The sequence below is a fragment of the Myxococcales bacterium genome (genome assembly GCA_016717005.1).
In the GTDB taxonomy this organism is placed as follows: Bacteria; Myxococcota_A; Polyangia; order Haliangiales; family Haliangiaceae; genus UBA2376.
In genome coordinates this window covers 340,313-358,766 of record JADJUF010000038.1, presented here as the reverse complement: position 1 = coordinate 358,766, position 18,454 = coordinate 340,313, and the positions used below count along the sequence as shown (strand labels likewise).

Genomic DNA, 18,454 nt, shown 5'->3' with positions numbered 1-18,454 from the left:
CGTGAGATGATGCCGCGGGATAGTGCGCACCTTCGACACCGTCATCGTCGGCGCGGGCCCGGCTGGCCTGTCGGCGGCGGCCGAGCTGGCGGCGCACGGCCGGTGCCTGACCGTCGAGGCCGGCCCGGCCGCGCCGGCCCGGGATCGGCGCGACCCGATCGATCTGCTGGCCGGCACCGGCGGCGCCGGGCTGTTCTCGGACGGCAAGCACTCGTTCTTCCCGTCGGCGACCGCGCTGTGGACGCTGCCCGACCCCGCGCGGGTCGCGGCCGCGTTCGCCGCGACCTCCGCGCTCCTGGCCGAGCACGGCGTCGACGCCGGCGCGTTCCCGACCGCGCCGGCGCCGCCGGTCGCCGTCGACGCGTGGCAGCCCAAGGCGTACCCATCGGTCTACGTGTCGCTCGCGGCGCGGTTCCAGATGATCGACGCGCTCGCGCGCCGCGGCGGCGAGGTGGTCCAGCGCGCGCGCGTGCTCGACGTCGACCGCGTCGGCGACGAGCTGCAGCTCGACCTCGCCCACGGCGCCCGCCGCGAGGTGATCCGGACCCGGCACCTCGTCGTCGCGACCGGGCGCTGGTCGCCGACGACGGTGCGGCCGTGGCTCGAGGCCCGGCTCGGTGCGCGCTACAGCTTTCGACGGGTCGAGTTCGGGGTCCGGCTCGAGGCCGCCGCCGACAGCCCGCTGTTCGCGGCGCTGCCCGGCGTCGACGGCAAGCTCCGCTTCATCGATCCCGCGCGCGCGATCGAGATCCGGACCTTCTGCACCTGTCGCCAGGGCGAGGTGCTGCTGGGCGCGGGCGACGGGCAGCGCGGGTACTCGGGCCGCGCCGACGGGCCGCCGACCGGGCGCAGCAACGTCGGGCTGATGATCCGCACCAGCGATCCGGCGCTCGGCGCCGCGCTGGCGCGCGCGGTCACCGGGGCGGCGCCGACGACGTTCGCGCTGGCCGAGTGGCGCCGGCTGGGCCCGCCCCGGCTGCGGCCGCTGTTCGGCGACGCCGGCGCCGCGCTGGTCGATCTGGCGCTGCGACGCTTCACCGCGCTGGTGCCGACCGACGCGCCGGTGCAGGTCTACGGCCCGGCGATCGAGGGCGTCGGCGACTATCCGACCGACGACGGCGCGCTCGCGGTCGCGCCGGGCGTGTGGGTCGCGGGCGACGCGACCGGGCGCTTCCGCGGCATCGTCGCGGCGATGGTCAGCGGTCGCTACGTGGCCCGGCGGATCCTGGCACGAGCCGCGTGAGCACCGCCGCCGCCCGCGCGCCGAGCTCGGCCTCGGTGCCGTCGTTGACGATCGTCTCGTCCCACAGCGCCGGCTCGTCGAGCTCGGTCTCGGTGTGGTGCAGGTCCTTGGCCGGGTCGAACACCCAGCCCGACGCTGCGCGGGCACCGTCGGCGCGGAGCAACCGCACGACCACCAGCGCGAACCGCGGCCGCAGGTAGTCGAGCTCGAGCCCGAGCCGGAGGTCGGAGATCACCGCCGGCCGCGGATCGCCGTCGAGGTGCCCGGCCACCCGGCGCACGAACACCAGCGGATCCGCCGCGAGCGCGGCCACCGTGAACGCCGTCAATTCCGGGCGCCACTGCTCCTTGTAGGCGCGGTCCGCGCTCAGCCGCGCCACGTCGACCTCGACGCCTGCCGCCCGGCGCGCCTCGGCGAACAGCTGCTTGCTCTCGGCGGCGAAGGCGTAGGTCGCCAGCTCGACGCCGCGCGCCCGCGCCGCCTGCACCAGCAGCGCCGCGAACGTGTCCTTGCCGGAGAAGCGCTTGCCCGTGATCGCCAGCAGCGGTCGCATCGGTGGAGCTTGCGCGGCCCGCGCGCCCGCGCGCAACCCGGTCAGCGGCTCAGGACTCGTCCGAGCCGCAGCCGCCCATCCCGCACGCGCCCATGCCGCAGCCGCCGCCGAAACTCGGCGCCTCGCAGGCGGCCTTGCCCGCCGCGAACCCGCCGAGGAATGGCGCGGTCAGCACGCGCTGGACCGGCTCGCCGGTGTCGGGGTGGCGCTCGAGGGCGGGATCGGCCATGCGCTGCTGGATCTCGAAGACCTGGCCAGGGCTGCCGTCGGCGGGGACGGTCTCGTAGACGTAGGTCGGCATGGATCCACGATGGGGTCGACCGGCGCGGCGCGCAAGGCCCACGCCCGGCGCCGGAACGGCCAGGCCAGCAGCGCCAGGTAGCCGCGCGGCGCGTCCTCGGGCACGCCCAGCGGGTAGGTCTCGGGCCCGGTCGGGCGGTGGTAGGTGCCGAACACGACGTCGATCCACGGCGCCAGGTTGGCGAAGTTGGCGGCGGGCGCGACGTCGCGCGCGTGGTGGTAGTGGTGCAAGGCGGGTGCGCCGAGGACGAACCGCAGCCAGCCGACGTCGAGGCGCACGTTGGCGTGGATGAACAGGCCCCAGGCGCCGCGCACCACCACCAGCGCGCCGACGTCGCGCAACGACAGCGCCAGCGCCATCGCCGGCAGGTTCTGCACCAGCTGCGTGGTGACGCCGTCGAGCGGGTGCTCGCGGTGCGCCGCCAGCCAGTCGAGCGACTCGGCGGTGTGGTGGACCGCGTGGAACCGCCATAAGACCGGCACCACGTGGCACGCCCGATGCCAGGCGTAGACCAGCAGATCGCCGACGACGATCGCCAGCGCCACCTGCGCCGCCAGCGGCAGCGCCGCGACGTCGCGACGCCAGGCGCCGGGGACGAAGCCGTCGAGCTGGCCGCGCACCGCGGTCAGCACCAGGAGCGCCAGCGTGCTCCACAGCAGGTACTGCCCGGCGAAGAACGCCAGGTCGACCGCGCTGCCACGTCGCCACGCGCGCTGCCCGGGGCGGGCCGGGAACGCGCGCTCGAGCGGCACGAACATGACCGCGAACAGCAGCAGGCTGAGCGCGGCGATGACGACCAGCGCGGTCACCGCGGCGCCTGCTGGTGCTCGATGAACGCGCCGCCGGACTTCGACGCCGGCAGGTAGACCTCGGGCGGCGGCGGCGCGGGCGCGGCGTCGACGGCGCCAGCGTCGGTGGGGGCGGTCGCCGCGGGAGCGTTGGCGTGGGGCGCGGGCGCGGACTGCGACGACGACTGCGCGCGGCAGGCGAGGAACGTCAGGAGCCCGAGCGCGAGCGCCAGGGCCAGGACCTGGAAGAGGCGGTGCATCCGCCGATGGTGCCGCGCCCGCCGGCCGCCGCGGTCAGGATGGTGTCAGGGATCGCGGGGGCCGCGCTCGACCGGCCGGCCGCGGTTCCAGCTATGATCGGCGCGTGTCGTCCGAGCTGCGCATCCACCTGTGGGCCGTGCCGAACCCGGTCATCATCGTGCCCGCCGCCACCGGCGTGACCTACTGCAACCAGGTCGACGGCGGCGCGCGGACGCAGCGCGCGCTCGAGGGCTACCTGGTGCCGCTGCCGCGCGTCGACAGCCAGGTGTTCACCCCCGACTGGTGGGAGCACACGTTCCCGCGCCGGCTCCCCGGCGACGACGCGGCCTGGGCCGAGATCTGCGGTCGCGTCGAGCTGGTCCTCGCGGGGTGCACCAGCTCGGGTGAGGCGCCGACCAACATCGTCGTCGTCGCGCACCTCGAAAACGCCGAGGCCTGGATCCACGTCGAGTTCAACCTGCCGCAGCTCGACGACAGCGGCGCGGCGATCGAGATCACCCGCACCCGCGGCGTGCTGACCTGGGAGAACAGCGCCTGAAGATCGCGGCGTCGGGCACGCGCTGATCGTGAAGTCCGTCACGACCGCCATGTGCTGCGTGCTCGGCGCGGCGCTCACTCGGTGATCGTGAAGTCCTTCACGACCGCCATGTGCTGCATGCTCGGCGCGGCGCTGTCGGTCACCAGCGCGGGCGCGACCTCGGCCAGGGGCGTGTAGACCCGGCTGTCGAACACCAGGCCGTCGGGGTAGGTCGACGCGCCGATCGCGACCGCGACCTGGTACGGCCGCAGGTCGGCGTCGGTGAGGACCCAGTCGTAGGGCTTGGACCGCCCGGCGTTGGTGTCGCCGTCGCCGAGCTGATCGACCGGGTGCGGCGCGGCCGTGTCGACCAGCGCGGCCAGGGTCGCGACGCAGGCCTCGGTGCGGTTGTCGGTGTTGAAGTCGCCGCCGATGACCAGGAGGTCGGCCGCCGGCACGTGCGCCTGCACGTACGCGACCAGCGCCGTGGCCTCGGCGTTGCGGTTGCTGGCTGAGGTCGTCAGCAGGTGCACGCTCACCGCCCACAGATCGCGCGGCCCCGGCACGTCGATCCGCGCCCACGCGAAGTCGCGGTTGCCGACCTGGGGATCGTCCCAGCTCCCCGACGCGACGATCGGGTAACGGCTGACGACGCCGTTGGCGATCTGCACGCCGCTCTCGCGCGTATACCCGAACGACGGGCCGAAAGCCTGATCGACGAACGCGCGCAGCTCGGCCGGGGTGTTGGTGCCGACGTTGAACTCCTGGATCAACGCGACGTCGGGGTCGAGCCCGTCGAGGATCCGGATCCCGGGCGGCTCGTAGGCCTGGAAGTTGCCGCTGGTCAGGTTCGACGCGACCACGCGCAGGCGGACCGGCAGCGGCAGCTCCGGCGCGTCGATGGCGACGGCGTCGACCTCGAGCGCGTCAGCCGCGAGGGCGTCGAGCTCGGCCGCGTCGAGCTCACCCGCGTCGAGCTCACCCGCGTCGGCCTCGGCGGCGTCGGTCTCGGCGGCGTCGAGCTCACGCGCGTCGAGCGCGGGTCCATCGATCGTCGCGTCGACCGCGCTGGCGTCGCCGCCGTCGACCGACGCGTGCCGGTTGTCCCCGCACGCGCCCACCATCGCGATCGCGCACAGCGCCGCGCGGATCGATCCAGCAGCGGCGCGCGGGTACATCGTTGCACGAGCATACCGCCTGTGCGCCGGCCCGCATCCGGTCACGGCGGGCAGCGCGCGGGTAGCTCGACCGGCGCCAGCCGCGCAAACACCGCGCGCGGCGGCGACGCCTGCAGGCGATCGCGCGCGGCGGCGTCGAACGCGCGCGCCGGCGCCGCCGCACCGACGGTGCCGCGGAAGCCGGCCTCGACCGTGGCCGCGACCGCGCCGAGGATCGCGTCGAGCCGCGCGAAGGTCGCGAGCGCGCTCGCCGCCAGCGCCGCCGGCGCCGCCGCGACGCCAGTCACCGCCATGACCTCGGCGGCCAGCGCGTCCCGCTCGGCGGCGGGCCCGTCGGCGCCAGACACGTGCGCCAGCGCCAGCGCCGCGGTCACGAGCGCCGCGTCGCTGCCGTCGGGCGCCAGCGGCACCACCAGGCCGGCGAGGCCGGTCAGCCACGCCGCGCGGCTGGCGCGCGGCACCGCGGCCGGTTCCGGGGGGCCGATCATCACGAAGTCGGACGGCTCGCACCCGTCGTCGGCCAGCCCGCGCACCGCCGGCGCCAGCGCGTGGGTCGGACCCAGCGCCGCGATCAGATCGGCGTAGACGAACTGACGCGCGAGCGCGTGCAGCCACAGCAGCAGCTTGAGGTTCGCGTAGTGCGCGCCGAACCGCAGCACCTCGGCGCGCTCGGCCGCGAGCCGCACGAGCGGCGCCGTCGTCAGCGCCGGCGCGCCGGCGACCAGCGTCTCGAAGAACCGCCGCAGCATCGCCTCGGACCCCGCGCACACCTCGACCTCGCCGATCAGCGCGCCGGTGGCCTCGGCCGAGGCCAGGATCTTCGCCGCGGTCAGCGTCGGGATCGCGTCGCCGCGGGCGAGGGTCTCGGCGAGGAGCTCTTGGGCCCAGACGCCGACACCCTGCGTGGCCTTGGCCAGCGCCGCCGCGAACCCGGGCGCGCGCTCGCGGCCCTCGCTGCGCAGGATGTAGAACCACGGCAGCGCCGCGGCGAGCTGGCTGGTGCGCCACACGTCCATCAGGTCCGGCGGGCCGTCGCCGCGCTGCTCGGCGTGGAGCGTGCGCACCAGCGCCAGCGCGTCGACGAGGTCGCTCCAGTGGGTCGAGGTCTGGCGCAGCGCCGCGACGTTCATCGGGCGCGCGTGCTGGAACCGCGATCCGGCGTACGGACAGGTGCGGTGCTGGAGATCGTCGGGGCGCAGGTGCGCGGCCGGCGTGCGGCTCTCGCGCAGCGGGCGATCGTCGGCGTCCCGGTGGAACTGCTCCTCGATCATCTGGAGGATCCACAGGCTCATCGCGAGGACTCCCGAGCGCGCATCGCGCGGATCGTACCGGACCGCCGTGGGGTCGAGCGCCCGCGCGCCGGCGGGGATGCCGTGGCGCAGGCTCGGCGGGCGCCGAGGGGATGGCGTCGCCGGAGGGGAGCGGGAGGGTGGCGGTCGAGCACTGCGGATGGGTGGCGGTCGAGCACAGCGCGCGGCCGCGCCGGCGTTCACCAGCCCTTCTTGCCGCGACGTCCCTGGCAGACGACCGGCGCGGCGACGGGCTGCTGCTGGTTCATCATCGACAGCGCCAGGATCGGCATCAGCTGGCTCATCGCGTCGCTGCCCTTGTTCTGGTCGCGTCCCAGATCCTTGATGGCGCTCTCGATGCCGTTGAGCATGTCCATCATGCGGTCGTCGAGGTCGGAGCGGCTCGAGCTGGCCGAGCGGCGCCCGCCGGTGACGGTCGAGAGCGCGGCCGAGTCGATGGTGGCGAAGGGGGCCTTGGTGTTGTCGGACATGACACGTCCTGTCGCAGAGGGTTGGAGGGCACCGGGTCAGAGGAGGAGTGCGGCGCCGCGGCGCCGCGTGTCAGAAGCAAAAGCAGGCGGCGTGCCAGGGTCGATCCGCCACGGATCGCGTGGATCGGCGACTCGATCCGGGGGGCGGCACCGCAGGTCGTTACCCGCGGGTAGCGCCCACCGCGTAACGCTCAACGCTTCATCATCTTCATCGCGACGATCGGCATGAGCTGGCCCATGGCGTCGCCGCCCTGAGGCTGCTGCTGGCGCGTCGCGACGTCGGCGATCGCGCTGGTGATGCTGGTCAGCTTGTCCATCAGCCGCTCGTCGGTGGCCGCCTTGCTCGACGCGCCTCCGGTCACGGCGACGAGGCTGGCGGGATCGATGGACGTGAACGCAGTGGCGATGGGCGAGGACATGGCGGGCTCCTGAGGGTGGGGGGACGAGCGGCGGCGCCGCCCAGGGCTCGGCGTACAGCAGGACCCGTGCCACCGGTACGCGCCCGAGATCACCGAGGTCGCCCGACCGGGCGCGCGTCCGTCGCTGCCCATGGGTAGCAGGCGGACCGACCTCGTCGCCGCCGGATCGGCATCTGGTCTTGCGCCCACCACCCGAGCCCAGCTACCGTGGTGATGGTGGTGCGACCTGTTGCGCTGGGTGTGATGGCGACGCTGGCCGGGTGTGGCTTTCACCCGGCCGGGCTGACGTCCGAGGACGCGGCCCGCGACGACGCGGCGGTGGACGACAGCGGGCCAGGCCCCGACGGCGCGGTCGATCCCGACGCCGCGGACGCGGACGCCGGGTTGGTCGACGCACGGCTGATCGACGCGCGCCCGATCGACGCGCTGCCGATCGACGCGCTGCCGATCGACGCGACCCTGCCGATGTGCCCCGCCGGCTACGGCCCCCTCGGCACCTCGACCTCGCGCTACCGCGAGGTCACCAGCACCGCGACCTGGGCGCAGGCCGCCGCCGACTGCGACAACGACGATGCCGCCGGCGGGTTCACGGGCTTCACCCACCTGATCGTGATCGCCAACGACGCCGAGCGCCTGGCCTTGACCAGCCCGCCGGCGATCGGCGGCAACTCCTGGGTCGGCCTGACCGACGCCCTGGTCGAGGGGACGTTCGTCTGGGTCACGGCTGAGCCCACCGGCGGCTACCCGGTGGTCGGCCAGCAGCCGCCCTGGGACAACGGCGATCCCAACGGCGGGACCGGCGAGAACTGCGTGCGGTTCAAGAACGCGTTCACGTACGAGGACAAGCCGTGCGGCGACAGCAACAACATCTACGTGTGCGAGTGCGACGCGTTCCCGCCGCTGTGACCTGACGCCGCGGGCCCTGAACCTCACAGCGGCGTGGTCGCGCGCGGTGACCGGGTCCGGTAGCCTCAGCGCCGATGTCCGCGCCCGCGTCTCCGCCCGCCACCGCGCTGACGCGGACGCTGGGCCGGGCGCTGCGCCACCGCAACTACCGGCTGTTCTTCGTCGGCCAGGGCACGTCGATGATCGGCACCTGGATCACGCGCGTGGCGCTCGGGTGGCTGGTGTTCCGGCTGACCCGCTCGGAGGCGATGCTGGGCGTGGTCGGCTTCGCCGGGCAGCTGCCGACGTTCCTGCTGGCGCCGCTGGCCGGCGTGCTGGTCGATCGCTGGGACCGCCACCGGGTGCTGGTCGTGACGCAGGTGTTGTCGCTGGCGCAGTCGGCGGCGCTGGCGGCGCTGGCGCTGACCGACACGATCACCGTCGCGCACGTGCTGGCGCTCGCCGCGTGCCAGGGCCTGATCAACGCGTTCGACACGCCGGCCCGCCAGGCGATGGTGGTCGAGCTGATCGAGGATCGCGCCGATCTGCCCAACGCGATCGCGCTCAACTCGACCCTGGTCAACAGCGCGCGCCTGGTCGGCCCGTCGATCGCCGGCGTGCTGATCGCCGCGGTCGGCGAGGGCTGGTGCTTCGCGATCGACGCGATCAGCTACCTGGCGGTGATCGCGTCGCTCCTGGCGATGCGGATCGCGCGGCGCCCGCGCCCGTCGGTGCGCACCCAGGTGCTCGCCGACCTGCGCGCCGGCCTGCGCTACGCGTGGGCGTTCGGCTCGATCCGCGCGCTGCTGATGCTGCTGGCGATGGTGAGCCTGACCGGCGTGCCGTACATGGTGCTGATGCCGGTGTTCGCGACCGACGTCCTCGGCGGCGGGCCCCACGTGCTGGGCCTGTGCACCGGCGCGGTCGGGCTGGGCGCGGTCACCGGCGCGCTGTGGCTGGCGGCGCGCCCGAGCGTGCGTGGCCTCGAGCGCCAGCTGGTCGGCGCCGCCGCGGCGTTCGGCCTGGGCCTGTGCGGCTTCGCGCTGTCGCGCTGGCTGTGGCTGTCGCTGCCGCTCCTGGTCGCGACCGGCGCCGGCATGATGACGACGATGGCCGCCACCAACACGCTGGTGCAGACGCTGGTCGACGAGGACAAGCGCGGCCGCGTGATGAGCTTCTACACGATGGCGTTCTTCGGGATGGCGCCGTTCGGCGCGCTCGGCGGCGGGGTCGTGGCCGCGCACCTCGGCGCGCCCGCCGCGGTGGCGATCGGCGGCGTGGCGACCCTGGTCGCGGTCGCCCTGTTCCTGCCGCGGCTGCCCGAGCTGACCCGCGCGACGATCGCCGCGACCGCCGACCGCGCCGTCACCTGACCGCGGCCGCGCGACCGCGCCCCGGGCTGACCCGAGCCACGATCGCCGCGACCGTCGGCCGCGCCGCGCCCGAGCTGGCCCCGGGGCCGCGACCGCCACGACGGCCCGCGCCGTCGCCTGACCGCGCGTCTCGTCGGCCACGACCAGCGTGGCCCCGAGCCCACGACCGCCCGTAGGTGCGCATGTCGCCTGGGATCTCACCTCGGCCCAGGTCGTGCTTTGGCATGGGGGCATGCCGCCCAGATCATCCACCCTGCCCGCCTTCCTCGCCGTCCTCCTCCTGCCGTCGGTCGCCGCGGCCCAGTCGTTCCTGGAGGCGGCCGACCCGCGGTCCGAGGAGCCGGCCCAGCCGCTGCCGATGGTGTCGACCTCGCTGACGGTCAAGCTCGACCGCCAGTTCGCCGAGTCGACCCTGACGCAGACGTTCCTCAACAAGACCGACGACCAGCTCGAGGGCCGTTACCAGCTCCAGCTCGGCGAGGGCGCCCGCGTCAGCGGGTTCGCCTACTGGAACGGCACCAAGAAGATCGTCGGCGAGGTGTTCGAGAAGGCGGTCGCCGCCGAGATCTACGGCGAGATCACCGGCCTCGGCCGCGACCCCGGCCTGTTCGAGCAGGTCGGCGAGGGCGCGTTCGCGTTCCGGGTGTTCCCGATCACCGCGCGCGAGGAGAAGAAGGTCGAGGTCAAGTTCGGCCGCTACCTCGCCCGGACCGGCGACCACTTCGAGTACCGGCTGCCGCTCGGCGACGCCCGCGCCACGATCGAGCTCGACGTCACCGACGACCGCGACCTCCTCGCGATCGACTCGCCGACCCACGCCCTGACCCGGGTTGGCAGCAAGCTCACCGCCACCGGCAAGGGCGAGCTGGTCGTCAACGTCCGCGTCAAGGAGCAGCCGCTGACCGTGCGCGCGCGGGTGCACCGCGACGTCGACCAGGACGCGTACGTGCTGCTGTCGATGACCGCCCCCGACGACGCCACCACCAAGGTCGCGCCCAAGGACATCACGCTGGTGATCGACCACTCGGGCTCGATGCAGGGCGACCCGATGGCCCACGCGCTCGCCGCGGCCGACAAGGTGCTCGATCGCCTCAAGCCGGAGGATCGCGTCAACGTGCTCATGTTCGACGACACCGTCGACGCGCTCTACCCGACGCCCAGGCCGGTCACCGACGCGGTCCGCGCCGAGGCCAAGGCCTACGTCGCCAAGATCACGTCCGACGGCGGCACCGAGATCGCGCTCGCGCTCGACAAGGCGCTCGCGGCCCAGGTCCAGGACGACCGCCCCGACGTGATCCTGTTCCTCACCGACGGCCAGAGCGACGCCCAGGCCGCGCTCAAGGTGGCGCGCGCCGACGCCGGCGACGCCCGCGTCTACACGATCGGCCTGGGCAGCGGCGTCGAGAAGCCGCTCCTGGCCCGGCTCGCGGCCGAGAAGCGCGGCCGGTTCACGTTCATCCCCGACGTGGCGTCGGTCGAGCACGCGGTGGTCGAGGTGTTCGAGCGCATCGACCACCCGGTCATGATCGATCTCAAGGTCGACGGCGCTCAGCGCATGTACCCGCGCACCCTGCCCGACCTGGCCCGCGGTGAGGAGCTCGTGGTCTCGGCCCGCCTGCCCAGGAGCGGCGACCTGGTCGTGACCGGCACCATCGACGGCAAGCGGGTCCAGCGCACGGTCCACGTCGCGCTGCCCGCGGCCGAGCGCCGCACCTGGGTCGGCCGGCAGTGGGCCGGCGCCCGGGTCGAGGACCTGCTGCAGCAGATCGCGCTCACCGGCGAGACCGACGAGCTCAAGAACGAGGCGATCGAGCTGGCGCTGGCGTACAACCTGGTGACCCCGTACACGTCGTTCCTGGCGCTGCCCGAGGAGGAGCTCACCGACGCGACCGCCCAGACCCTGGCCGACGCCCGCGCCCGCAAGAAGGCGATCCAGGCCGCGCACAAGGACGCCGCAGCGCTGTCGCGTGACGACATGCCCCCCGGCGACCCGGTCCTGTCGATCCGCGCGCCCAAGGACGCCGTGCAGGTGACCGCGCAGTTCCCGTTCGGCCTGACCAAGGACCTCGAGTGGGACACCCACGACGAGCAGTGGAAGGTCCGGTTCCTGGTGCCCAAGGACGTGGTCGACGGCGTCTACTTCGCCAAGATCGTCATCGTCCGCGCCGACGGCACCATCGAGATCGCCAAGGCCAAGTACACCATCGACGCGAGCGAGCCCGACTTCCTGGTGACGATGACCCAGACCGACGCCGGCGTGCTCGTCCACGTGACCGCGTCGGCCGGCGTCACCAGCGTCATCGCCGGCGGCGTCACCGACCCGACCCTGCGCGTCACCTTCACCCAGGTCGGCCCGAGCGAGTTCGAGGCGGTGCTGCCGCTCGGCGTCGGCGACCACAGCCTGCGCATCGTCGCCGCCGACAGCGCCCGCAACGAGGCCGACCGGGTCCTCGACGTGGTGGTGCAGTGATGCTGGCCGCGGTCCTGGCGATCGCCGCCGCGACCGCGGCGTACACCAACACCGAGACGGTCGCGGCGATCGAGGAGCGCGACGGCGCGCTCTGGGTCAGCACCACCGGCGGCCGCGAGCGCTACGACCTGGCGACCCTGGCCCGGACCGAGGTCACGATGGCGCCGCCGCCCGCGGCCACCGGGCTGGCGGTGGCGCCGCGCTACCAGGGCGCCCGCGAGACCGTCCGCGTGACCACGTCGATCGGCACCGTCGTCGGCACCGCCGGCAACGGCGTGTGGCTCGACGGCGCGAGCCCGCGGCGGCTGACGCCGACCGGGCAGATCTGCGGCAACCACGTGGTCGCGATCACCACCTGGAAGAAGCACACCTGGGTCGCGACCTTCGATCGCGGCGTGTGCTGGCTCGACGGTGACCGCTGGGTCACGCCGACCACCGACTTCCGCATGGCCAACGATCTGATCGTCACCCCGCGCGGCCTGGTGGTCGCGGCCAGCGAGGGCCTGTACGTGTCGAAGGACGGCGTCCACTTCGCGCGCTGGAAGGGCATCGTCGACACCGGCTGGAACGACCTGGCGCTGGTCGGCAACGAGCTCTACGCGACCATGCCCGGCGCGCTGTGGCGGCTGCCGGTCGGCAAGGGCGCCCGCCGGGCCCGGACCCGGTGGAAGCTCGGCGGCGCGCGCGCGCTGCAGGCGGTGGCCGCGGATCGCGCCGGCCTGTGGGTGACCTCGGAGGATCGCGGCGTGCTGCAGCCGGTCGGCGACGACGACGTGGTGATCCACGACCGCGTCAGCGGCCTGCCGACCTCGTGGCACATCGACGTCGCGCTGATCGGCGGTCAGCCCTGGGTCGCGACCCTGCGCCACGGCCTCTTGCGCCGCGCCGCCGACGGCGCGTGGACCCAGGTCGCGGGCCTCGAGACCGCGTGGCTCTTGTTCGTCGGCGCCGACGCCGCGGGCACCGGCGCCTGGGTCGGCGCGCAGGGCGGCGCCTACCACGTCGCCGCCGACGGCACCGTGACCGTGCCGCCCGTGGCCCTGCCCGATCCCAACGTCCACGTCGTCGTCGAGGAGCGCGGCGCGCTGTGGATCGGCACCGAGGGCGGGCTGGTGCGGGTGACGCTGTGATACTGAGGGCCATGCGCCTGGCCTCGTGCTCGCTCGTGCTCGTCACCGCCGCCGCCTGTCACAGCGGCGGCACCGCCGCTCCCGGCAACCGCAGCGGCGGCGCCGAGCCGCCCGCCGATCTGCTCAGCCGCCACGCCGGCGCGATGCGGCCGGTGCTGGTCGAGGACGGCAAGCCGTACCTGTGGCTGCACATGATCCAGCCGTACGGCGACACGCCCGACGAGGCGCCGCCCGCCCCGGCGTGTGCGGAGGAGAACACCGACTGCTGGAAGACGATGCCGGCGCCGGCCGACAAGGCCGCGGCGCTGGGCCCGCTGCCGGCGACCGTCACCGTGCTGACCGCCAAGGGCACGTGCGTCGCCAAGGTCGAGCCGGTGGTGATCGTCAACACCAGCGGCTGCGAGCCGTCGATGACCTACGCCGCGCCGCTGACCGGCTGCGACGACGCGATCGCGCCGGTGGCGTTCACCGCCGCCGACGTCGCGAACGATCTGCGCTGGCTGCCGGCGCCGCCGGTGAAGATGGCCGCGTTGCCGGCCGACGCCGCGGCGCTCACCGACCTGGTGCAACGCCGCTACGTCGCCGGTTGGCTGGCGGCGGGCAACCTCGCCGGCACGCGCCGCGACGGCCGCACCGGCGTCGTCTCGGTCGACGCCGGCGCCGAGGCGCTGACCACCGTCGTCGCCGGCGCGCTGGTCGGCGACAGCGCCGACGAGTGCGAGCTGAACGCCGCCGACGAGCAGGTGCTCGGCCTGCGCCGCGGCGACGACTTCACCGAGCTCGCGCTGACCGAGGGCCCCGAGGTCGACGGCTACGTCGCGCGCGTCACCGAGTGGGACGGCGCCATCGCCTGGCGCGACAGGGTCGTCGGCGTCATCTCCGGCCGCCCCCGCCAGGTCATGGTCCACGCCGTCGGCCCCGGCACGCCCAGCACCCCGCTGTTCACCGAGACCATCTGGTGGGACAACGAGGAGTGCACCCAGGGCACCTGGTCGGGCGTCGAGTACCCCTGCGGGCCGTGAGCCGCTGATCGACCGGGCGCCCGGGTACCCGGCGCGCGCATCAGCACCCGCACATGCCGAGGCACAGCATCTGCGCGTTGATCGGCACCGTCGGCAGCGGCGGCTGGGGCGGCGCGGCGAACGGCACGTAGCGCAGGACCGCGAGCACCGCGACGAGCTCCAGCGCCACCAGGGCCGTGAGCCCGAGGCCGCAGCGACGAGCCCCGCGCGCCCCGCGAAGCCGGGCGCGCGGCACGGATGTCGCGGCGCGCAGATCGCGCAGCCACACCAGCCACCCGAGCGTGAGGCCGGTGGCCGCGACCAGCGCCAGCGGCAGGCCCACGAGCACGGCCCCGTCGCGGCACAGCCACGCGAGCCACCCCATCGACACCAGGCCCGCGCCCAGCCACGCGACGGCCCGGGTGCGCATCGCGCCGAGCTGCGACCACGGGATCGGCCGGCCGCAAAGCGCACTTCCCGCGGCGAGGCCGCCGATGACGTGCGGCCACCAGAGCGGCGGCCACTCCAGCGGCACGATCGGGCCGTTGCAGCTGTCGGCCGCCGGGAGGAACAGGCACACGAACAGCAGCAACCCCGACGGGACCGTCAACCGCCGCGACCGTCGCCGGACACTCGCCATCGCCTCCCCACTCGACGCCAGCGTCAGCTCCCTCATGACCGTCAACGCAAGCAACGGTCGGACCAGGACCACGCGTCGCTCACTTGCACCAGCCGCCGCGACCTTGGGCGTGTCGAATCCTCACCACCGCCCGCGCCGGCGTCAGGCGTTCGCCGCCTTACACGCCTGTCCCCGGCGCTCGGCCGTCGAGGCCGCGTGTATGGTCGCGCCATGTCCGAGCCCCTGGTCCGCTACACGCAGGAAGACAAGGTCGCCGTCGTCGCGATGGACGACGGCAAGGCCAACGCGCTGTCGATCCAGATGATCGACGAGCTGCTCGCGGCGCTCGAGCGCGCCGAGCGCGAGGCCGGCGCGGTGGTGCTGACCGGCCGGGCCGACAAGTTCTGCGCGGGCTTCGACCTGCGCGTGATGATGAGCGGCCCCGAGCAGGCGATCGCGCTCCTGACCCGCGGCGCCGAGCTGCTGCTGCGGCTGTTCGAGTACCCGCTGCCGGTGGTGATGGCGGTGTCCGGCCACGCGCTGGCCGGCGGCGTGCTGGTGGTGTGCACCGGCGACGTCCGGATCGGCGCCGACGGCCCGTACAAGCTCGGCCTCAACGAGGTCGCGATCGGCCTGCCGGTGCCGCTGCTCGCGATGGAGCTGGCGCGCGCGCGCCTGCTGCCGACCGAGCTGACGCGCGCGACCTTGCTGGCGCAGATCTACAACCCGACCGAGGCCAAGGCCGCTGGCTACCTCGATCAGGTCGTCGCCGTCGACGCGCTGGCCCCGACCGCGCTCGCCGAGGCCAAGCGCCTGGCCGCGCTGCCCCGCGCCGCGTACTCCGGCACCAAGCAGCGCCTCCGCGCCGACGTCGCGAAGTTCATCCGCGACGGCCACGCCGCCGACGTCCAGCGCGCGCTCGGCAAGTAGCCCGGGCTGCTGCCCGTCGGCGAGCAGCGCGCAGCGCGCGGCACGCAGGTCGGCTACGGCCAGTCGGGCGAGCCGCGCGCGCTCGGCAGGTACCTGGGCTACTGCCAGTCGGCGAGCAGCGCGCAGCGCTTGATGCCGGCCTTGGCCAGCGCCGGCGCCATCAGCGCGGCGCGGTCGCCGGGCGCGACCTGACCGAACGACGCCATCAGCCGCGCCGCCTCGGCCGTCTTGATCTTCTCGGCGATCGACCGCAGCGCCTGGATCCGCCGCATCTCCGGCGGCAGGTCGTCCCGGCCCTGGCCCGCCGCGCAGATCATCTTCATGTCGGCGGTGAACGGGTCGTCGGTCTTGCCGCCGCCGCACGCGGCGACGGACAGCGCGATCATCAGCACCACGGTGCGCATCTGGGCCGCAGTCTACCGCGTTCACGGTCAGGTCAGCTCACCGCGGCGGCAGCGCGGCGGCCAGATCGATCTGGTAGATGTCGCCGGGCGGGCGGCCGTCGGCGGGGGCCGGCACGACGCCGGGGCGCTCGGACGTGAAGAACAGGTAGCGGCCGTCGGGCGAGAGCGCCGGCGCGAAGTCGGCCGCGGGGCTGTTGACGCCGACCAGCGGCTCGGGCGCGGACCAGGCGCCGTCGGCCTCGCGGAACGCGACCACCAGGTCGGCGCGGCCGACTGGGCCCGGGTCGAGCACGTAGATCAGGAACGCGTGATCGGGCGCGACGCACGGGTTCGAGCGCTTGCTGCCAGGATCGAGCCCGAGCGCGACCGGCGTCGGCAGGCCGTAGCCGTCGGCGGTCGGGTGCGCCTCGTAGATCTCGCGCACGTCGTCGCGGGTGGCGTCGAAGTAGAGCGTGCGGTCGGTGGCGATCGACACGGCGCCGGTGCTGCGATCGTCGTTGACCTCGCCGCCGACCCGGACAGGATCGGCCCAGCGCGCGCCGACCCGCTCGAGCGCCCACAGGTCGAAGTCGCCGCGCGCGGTGGTGCCGCTGGTCGGCCGATCGGAGCTGAAGTACAGGCGCGTGCCGTCGGGCGTCAGCGCCGGATCGATGTCGCGGTACCGCCCCGACCATGGCGCCACCCGCGCCGGCGCCCACGCGCCGTCGGTCCAGGTGGTCTGGTAGATGGTCAGGCGCGCGCGATCGGCGCTGGCGCGATCGAAGTACGCGGTCCCGTCGACCGGATCGTAGGCGAAGCCGAACTCGGGGTCGGCCGAGCTGACCGCGGCCACCAGCGCCGGGCCGGGCCCGGCCAGCGCCAGCGGATCATCGGGCCCGGCCGGCGCCTCCGGCCCCGCGGCCGGCGTCGACGAGCCGCACGCGACCAGCGCGCCGAGCGGCGCGATGACGAGCGGGCAAAGCGAGCGCATCTGCACGACGACAACCTAGCACCGCGGGCGGTCCCTGACCGAGGCCTGACCGACCGCATCGGCCCGCGCGCTATCCTCGGTCGTGCGGCGCGGCCTGACGATGACGACGATGACGACCCTCCCGATCGCGCTCGCGTGCTCGTCGTCGGCCCCCGACGCCGGCGCGCCGACGTCGCCGCCCGCGATCACCCGGCCGCGCCTGGTCGCGCACCGCGGCGCGTCGCTGGTCGCGCCCGAGAACACCCTGGCGGCGTTCCGCGCGGCCTGGGCCCTCGGGGTCGAGGCGGTCGAGCTCGACGTGCGCGTCACCCGCGACGGCGCGGTCGTGGTCATCCACGACGACACCACGGCGCGCGTCGCCGGCGTCGACCGCGCGGTCGCCGATCAGACCCTGGCCGAGCTGCGCGCGCTCGACGTCGGCGCCTGGCGCGGCGCGGCGTTCGCCGGCGAGCGCATCCCGACCCTGACCGAGGCCCTGGCGATCGTCCCGGCCGGCGCGACCTTGTTCGTCGAGCTGAAGACCACCGCCGCCGACGCGCCGACGGTGGCCGCGGTGATCCGCGCCGACCCGCGCGGCGGCCAGGTCGCGCTGCAGGCGTTCGATCCCGACGCGCTCGCGGCGCTCGCGGGCGCGCTGCCCGGCGCGCCGGCCTACCTCACCGTCGGCCCGCCGCGCGCCGACGACGACCGCGTCCTGCCCTACCCCATCGAGGTGCTCGACGCCGCCCGCTCCCGCGGCTTCGCCGGGCTCGCCCTCGACGCCCGCGCCGTCACGCCCGAGCTCGTCGTCGCGGCCCGCGCCGCCGGCGTCGCCCTCGACGTCTGGACCGTCAACGACGCCGCGGCCCTGCGCGCCTGGCTCCGCGCCGACGTGCGGTTCGTCGAGACCGACCGCCCCGAGCTGGTCGAGTGAGCTGAGGCGATGGCCTCGCCGTGCGCGCCTGGCTCGGCGCCGACGTGCGGTTCGTCGAGACCGATCGCCCCGAGCTGGTCGAGTGACCCGGGCGCCCGGTCGGCGCTACCGCAGGTCGAGGTTGTGGGCCCGGACCACCACGAGGCGGCAGGCGTCCGCGGCCTCGCAGGTGGCGCCGACCGGCGTGCACGCGGTCAGCTCGTCGATGATCGCCGGCGTGATCGCGCACTTGGCGAAGCCGCCCTCGGTGGTCGGCCCCGGGGTCACGAGGCACCTGTCCTCGAGGTCGATGCCGGTCAGGCACGCGCCGTAGACCGCGCGGCAGGCCGCCTCGAACCGGACGTGGGCCTCGGTGGGCGCGCACACCTGGCAGACGTCGCCGTCGGCGCCGCACGCCAGCGTGGCGAAGCACGCGGTCACAGGGTCGAACACGTCGCTGCGGATCACGTCGGCGACGGAGGCCTCGCACTCGCTGACGCAGCTCGCGCTCAGCTCGGTGCCGGCGCAATCGGCGCGCTGCTGGCACAGGGTCGTGCAGCCGTCGTGGGCGGTCGAGGCCGACACCGGATCGGTCGGGTCGCCGCCGTCGCCGCACCCGGCGAGGACGGCGAGGACGAGGAGGAGGAGGGCTCCGAGCTGTGCGCGCATGTCTGGACCGTACCGCGCGCCGCGGGCGCGCGCGGCGCGGGCCCGCGCTGGCGTGACCTACCTCACCCGGG

At 74.6% G+C, this 18,454-nt stretch carries 20 protein-coding genes and 1 pseudogene; 9 read left to right on the top strand and 12 right to left on the bottom strand.

All coding sequences use genetic code 11. The features are described from left to right. Nucleotides 1-22 precede the first annotated feature (22 nt). Nucleotides 23-1,243: a hypothetical protein gene (locus IPL61_30540; protein MBK9035547.1), complete on the top strand. Its 1,221-nt coding sequence runs from the start codon at nt 23-25 to the stop codon at nt 1,241-1,243. On the opposite strand, the gene IPL61_30535 is transcribed toward IPL61_30540, so the two are convergent. From IPL61_30535 to IPL61_30520, 4 genes and pseudogenes are all read right to left on the bottom strand, one after another. Beyond that, nucleotides 1,197-1,796, bottom strand: a complete 600-nt coding sequence (locus IPL61_30535; protein MBK9035546.1) for a hypothetical protein — start codon at nt 1,794-1,796, stop codon at nt 1,197-1,199. The genes IPL61_30540 and IPL61_30535 overlap by 47 nt on opposite strands. A gap of 49 nt (nt 1,797-1,845) precedes the next feature. Continuing rightward, nucleotides 1,846-2,097, bottom strand: a complete 252-nt coding sequence (locus IPL61_30530; protein ID MBK9035545.1) for a zinc ribbon domain-containing protein — start codon at nt 2,095-2,097, stop codon at nt 1,846-1,848. A gap of 17 nt (nt 2,098-2,114) precedes the next feature. Further along, nucleotides 2,115-2,906, bottom strand: a pseudogene (locus IPL61_30525) (sterol desaturase family protein). Next, nucleotides 2,903-3,145, bottom strand: coding sequence for a hypothetical protein (locus IPL61_30520; GenBank protein ID MBK9035544.1), 243 nt, complete (start codon nt 3,143-3,145; stop codon nt 2,903-2,905). The pseudogene IPL61_30525 and the gene IPL61_30520 overlap by 4 nt, the downstream one beginning before the upstream one ends. 104 nt (nt 3,146-3,249) lie before the next feature. Here IPL61_30520 and IPL61_30515 point away from each other — a divergent pair, with 104 nt between their 5' ends. Continuing rightward, nucleotides 3,250-3,684: a hypothetical protein gene (locus tag IPL61_30515; protein ID MBK9035543.1), complete on the top strand. Its 435-nt coding sequence runs from the start codon at nt 3,250-3,252 to the stop codon at nt 3,682-3,684. A 74-nt stretch (nt 3,685-3,758) separates the two neighbouring features. Here the strand turns inward: IPL61_30515 and IPL61_30510 are convergent, their stop codons facing one another. From IPL61_30510 to IPL61_30495, 4 genes are all read right to left on the bottom strand, one after another. Next, nucleotides 3,759-4,841: an endonuclease gene (locus tag IPL61_30510; GenBank protein MBK9035542.1), complete on the bottom strand. Its 1,083-nt coding sequence runs from the start codon at nt 4,839-4,841 to the stop codon at nt 3,759-3,761. Nucleotides 4,842-4,882: 41 nt separating this feature from the next. Continuing rightward, entirely contained in the window at nt 4,883-6,133 is a 1,251-nt protein-coding gene (locus IPL61_30505; GenBank protein ID MBK9035541.1) for a hypothetical protein, read from the bottom strand. Nucleotides 6,134-6,330: 197 nt separating this feature from the next. Further along, nucleotides 6,331-6,621: a hypothetical protein gene (locus tag IPL61_30500; protein ID MBK9035540.1), complete on the bottom strand. Its 291-nt coding sequence runs from the start codon at nt 6,619-6,621 to the stop codon at nt 6,331-6,333. Between the two features lie 191 nt (nt 6,622-6,812). Then, nucleotides 6,813-7,040: a hypothetical protein gene (locus IPL61_30495; GenBank protein ID MBK9035539.1), complete on the bottom strand. Its 228-nt coding sequence runs from the start codon at nt 7,038-7,040 to the stop codon at nt 6,813-6,815. Nucleotides 7,041-7,283: 243 nt separating this feature from the next. Here IPL61_30495 and IPL61_30490 point away from each other — a divergent pair, with 243 nt between their 5' ends. The 5 genes from IPL61_30490 (at nt 7,284) to IPL61_30470 (ending at nt 13,920) form a co-directional block, all read left to right on the top strand. Then, the gene (locus IPL61_30490) at nt 7,284-7,946 is read left to right on the top strand and encodes a hypothetical protein (protein ID MBK9035538.1); all 663 of its coding nucleotides are present in this window, start codon (nt 7,284-7,286) and stop codon (nt 7,944-7,946) included. A gap of 74 nt (nt 7,947-8,020) precedes the next feature. After that, nucleotides 8,021-9,298: an MFS transporter gene (locus IPL61_30485; GenBank protein MBK9035537.1), complete on the top strand. Its 1,278-nt coding sequence runs from the start codon at nt 8,021-8,023 to the stop codon at nt 9,296-9,298. Between the two features lie 232 nt (nt 9,299-9,530). Further along, a complete protein-coding gene (locus tag IPL61_30480; protein ID MBK9035536.1) occupies nt 9,531-11,768 on the top strand; it encodes a VWA domain-containing protein in 2,238 nt (745 codons plus the stop codon). After that, entirely contained in the window at nt 11,768-12,898 is a 1,131-nt protein-coding gene (locus tag IPL61_30475) for a hypothetical protein (protein ID MBK9035535.1), read from the top strand. Before IPL61_30480 ends, IPL61_30475 begins: the two co-directional genes overlap by 1 nt. 11 nt (nt 12,899-12,909) lie before the next feature. Then, the gene (locus IPL61_30470; GenBank protein ID MBK9035534.1) at nt 12,910-13,920 is read left to right on the top strand and encodes a hypothetical protein; all 1,011 of its coding nucleotides are present in this window, start codon (nt 12,910-12,912) and stop codon (nt 13,918-13,920) included. Between the two features lie 40 nt (nt 13,921-13,960). Here IPL61_30470 and IPL61_30465 read toward each other — a convergent pair whose 3' ends face one another. Then, nucleotides 13,961-14,509, bottom strand: coding sequence for a hypothetical protein (locus IPL61_30465; GenBank protein ID MBK9035533.1), 549 nt, complete (start codon nt 14,507-14,509; stop codon nt 13,961-13,963). Between the two features lie 240 nt (nt 14,510-14,749). Between IPL61_30465 and IPL61_30460 the strand changes: the two genes are divergently transcribed. Beyond that, nucleotides 14,750-15,448, top strand: a complete 699-nt coding sequence (locus IPL61_30460; protein ID MBK9035532.1) for a crotonase/enoyl-CoA hydratase family protein — start codon at nt 14,750-14,752, stop codon at nt 15,446-15,448. Between the two features lie 98 nt (nt 15,449-15,546). Here IPL61_30460 and IPL61_30455 read toward each other — a convergent pair whose 3' ends face one another. Both IPL61_30455 and IPL61_30450 read right to left on the bottom strand, forming a co-directional pair. Then, nucleotides 15,547-15,852, bottom strand: a complete 306-nt coding sequence (locus tag IPL61_30455; GenBank protein MBK9035531.1) for a hypothetical protein — start codon at nt 15,850-15,852, stop codon at nt 15,547-15,549. A 37-nt stretch (nt 15,853-15,889) separates the two neighbouring features. Beyond that, nucleotides 15,890-16,828, bottom strand: coding sequence for a PD40 domain-containing protein (locus tag IPL61_30450; protein MBK9035530.1), 939 nt, complete (start codon nt 16,826-16,828; stop codon nt 15,890-15,892). Nucleotides 16,829-16,931: 103 nt separating this feature from the next. On the opposite strand from IPL61_30450, the gene IPL61_30445 reads away from it, so the two are divergent. Then, entirely contained in the window at nt 16,932-17,735 is an 804-nt protein-coding gene (locus IPL61_30445; GenBank protein MBK9035529.1) for a glycerophosphodiester phosphodiesterase, read from the top strand. Nucleotides 17,736-17,840: 105 nt separating this feature from the next. On the opposite strand, the gene IPL61_30440 is transcribed toward IPL61_30445, so the two are convergent. Further along, on the bottom strand, nt 17,841-18,383 hold the full coding sequence (locus IPL61_30440; protein MBK9035528.1) for a hypothetical protein: 543 nt from the start codon (nt 18,381-18,383) through the stop codon (nt 17,841-17,843). Nucleotides 18,384-18,454 lie beyond the last annotated feature (71 nt).

What these genes read in the sequence shown, in the direction of transcription:
- IPL61_30535 (MBK9035546.1), bottom strand. Translation starts at nt 1,796, where the DNA reads ATGCGACCGCTGCTGGCGATCACGGGCAAGCGCTTCTCCGGCAAGGAC.
- IPL61_30530 (MBK9035545.1), bottom strand. Translation starts at nt 2,097, where the DNA reads ATGCCGACCTACGTCTACGAGACCGTCCCCGCCGACGGCAGCCCTGGC.
- IPL61_30520 (MBK9035544.1), bottom strand. Translation starts at nt 3,145, where the DNA reads ATGCACCGCCTCTTCCAGGTCCTGGCCCTGGCGCTCGCGCTCGGGCTC.
- IPL61_30510 (MBK9035542.1), bottom strand. Translation starts at nt 4,841, where the DNA reads ATGTACCCGCGCGCCGCTGCTGGATCGATCCGCGCGGCGCTGTGCGCG.
- IPL61_30505 (MBK9035541.1), bottom strand. Translation starts at nt 6,133, where the DNA reads ATGAGCCTGTGGATCCTCCAGATGATCGAGGAGCAGTTCCACCGGGAC.
- IPL61_30500 (MBK9035540.1), bottom strand. Translation starts at nt 6,621, where the DNA reads ATGTCCGACAACACCAAGGCCCCCTTCGCCACCATCGACTCGGCCGCG.
- IPL61_30495 (MBK9035539.1), bottom strand. Translation starts at nt 7,040, where the DNA reads ATGTCCTCGCCCATCGCCACTGCGTTCACGTCCATCGATCCCGCCAGC.
- IPL61_30490 (MBK9035538.1), top strand. Translation starts at nt 7,284, where the DNA reads ATGGCGACGCTGGCCGGGTGTGGCTTTCACCCGGCCGGGCTGACGTCC.
- IPL61_30485 (MBK9035537.1), top strand. Translation starts at nt 8,021, where the DNA reads ATGTCCGCGCCCGCGTCTCCGCCCGCCACCGCGCTGACGCGGACGCTG.
- IPL61_30480 (MBK9035536.1), top strand. Translation starts at nt 9,531, where the DNA reads ATGCCGCCCAGATCATCCACCCTGCCCGCCTTCCTCGCCGTCCTCCTC.
- IPL61_30475 (MBK9035535.1), top strand. Translation starts at nt 11,768, where the DNA reads ATGCTGGCCGCGGTCCTGGCGATCGCCGCCGCGACCGCGGCGTACACC.
- IPL61_30470 (MBK9035534.1), top strand. Translation starts at nt 12,910, where the DNA reads ATGCGCCTGGCCTCGTGCTCGCTCGTGCTCGTCACCGCCGCCGCCTGT.
- IPL61_30460 (MBK9035532.1), top strand. Translation starts at nt 14,750, where the DNA reads ATGTCCGAGCCCCTGGTCCGCTACACGCAGGAAGACAAGGTCGCCGTC.
- IPL61_30455 (MBK9035531.1), bottom strand. Translation starts at nt 15,852, where the DNA reads ATGCGCACCGTGGTGCTGATGATCGCGCTGTCCGTCGCCGCGTGCGGC.
- IPL61_30445 (MBK9035529.1), top strand. Translation starts at nt 16,932, where the DNA reads ATGACGACCCTCCCGATCGCGCTCGCGTGCTCGTCGTCGGCCCCCGAC.
- IPL61_30440 (MBK9035528.1), bottom strand. Translation starts at nt 18,383, where the DNA reads ATGCGCGCACAGCTCGGAGCCCTCCTCCTCCTCGTCCTCGCCGTCCTC.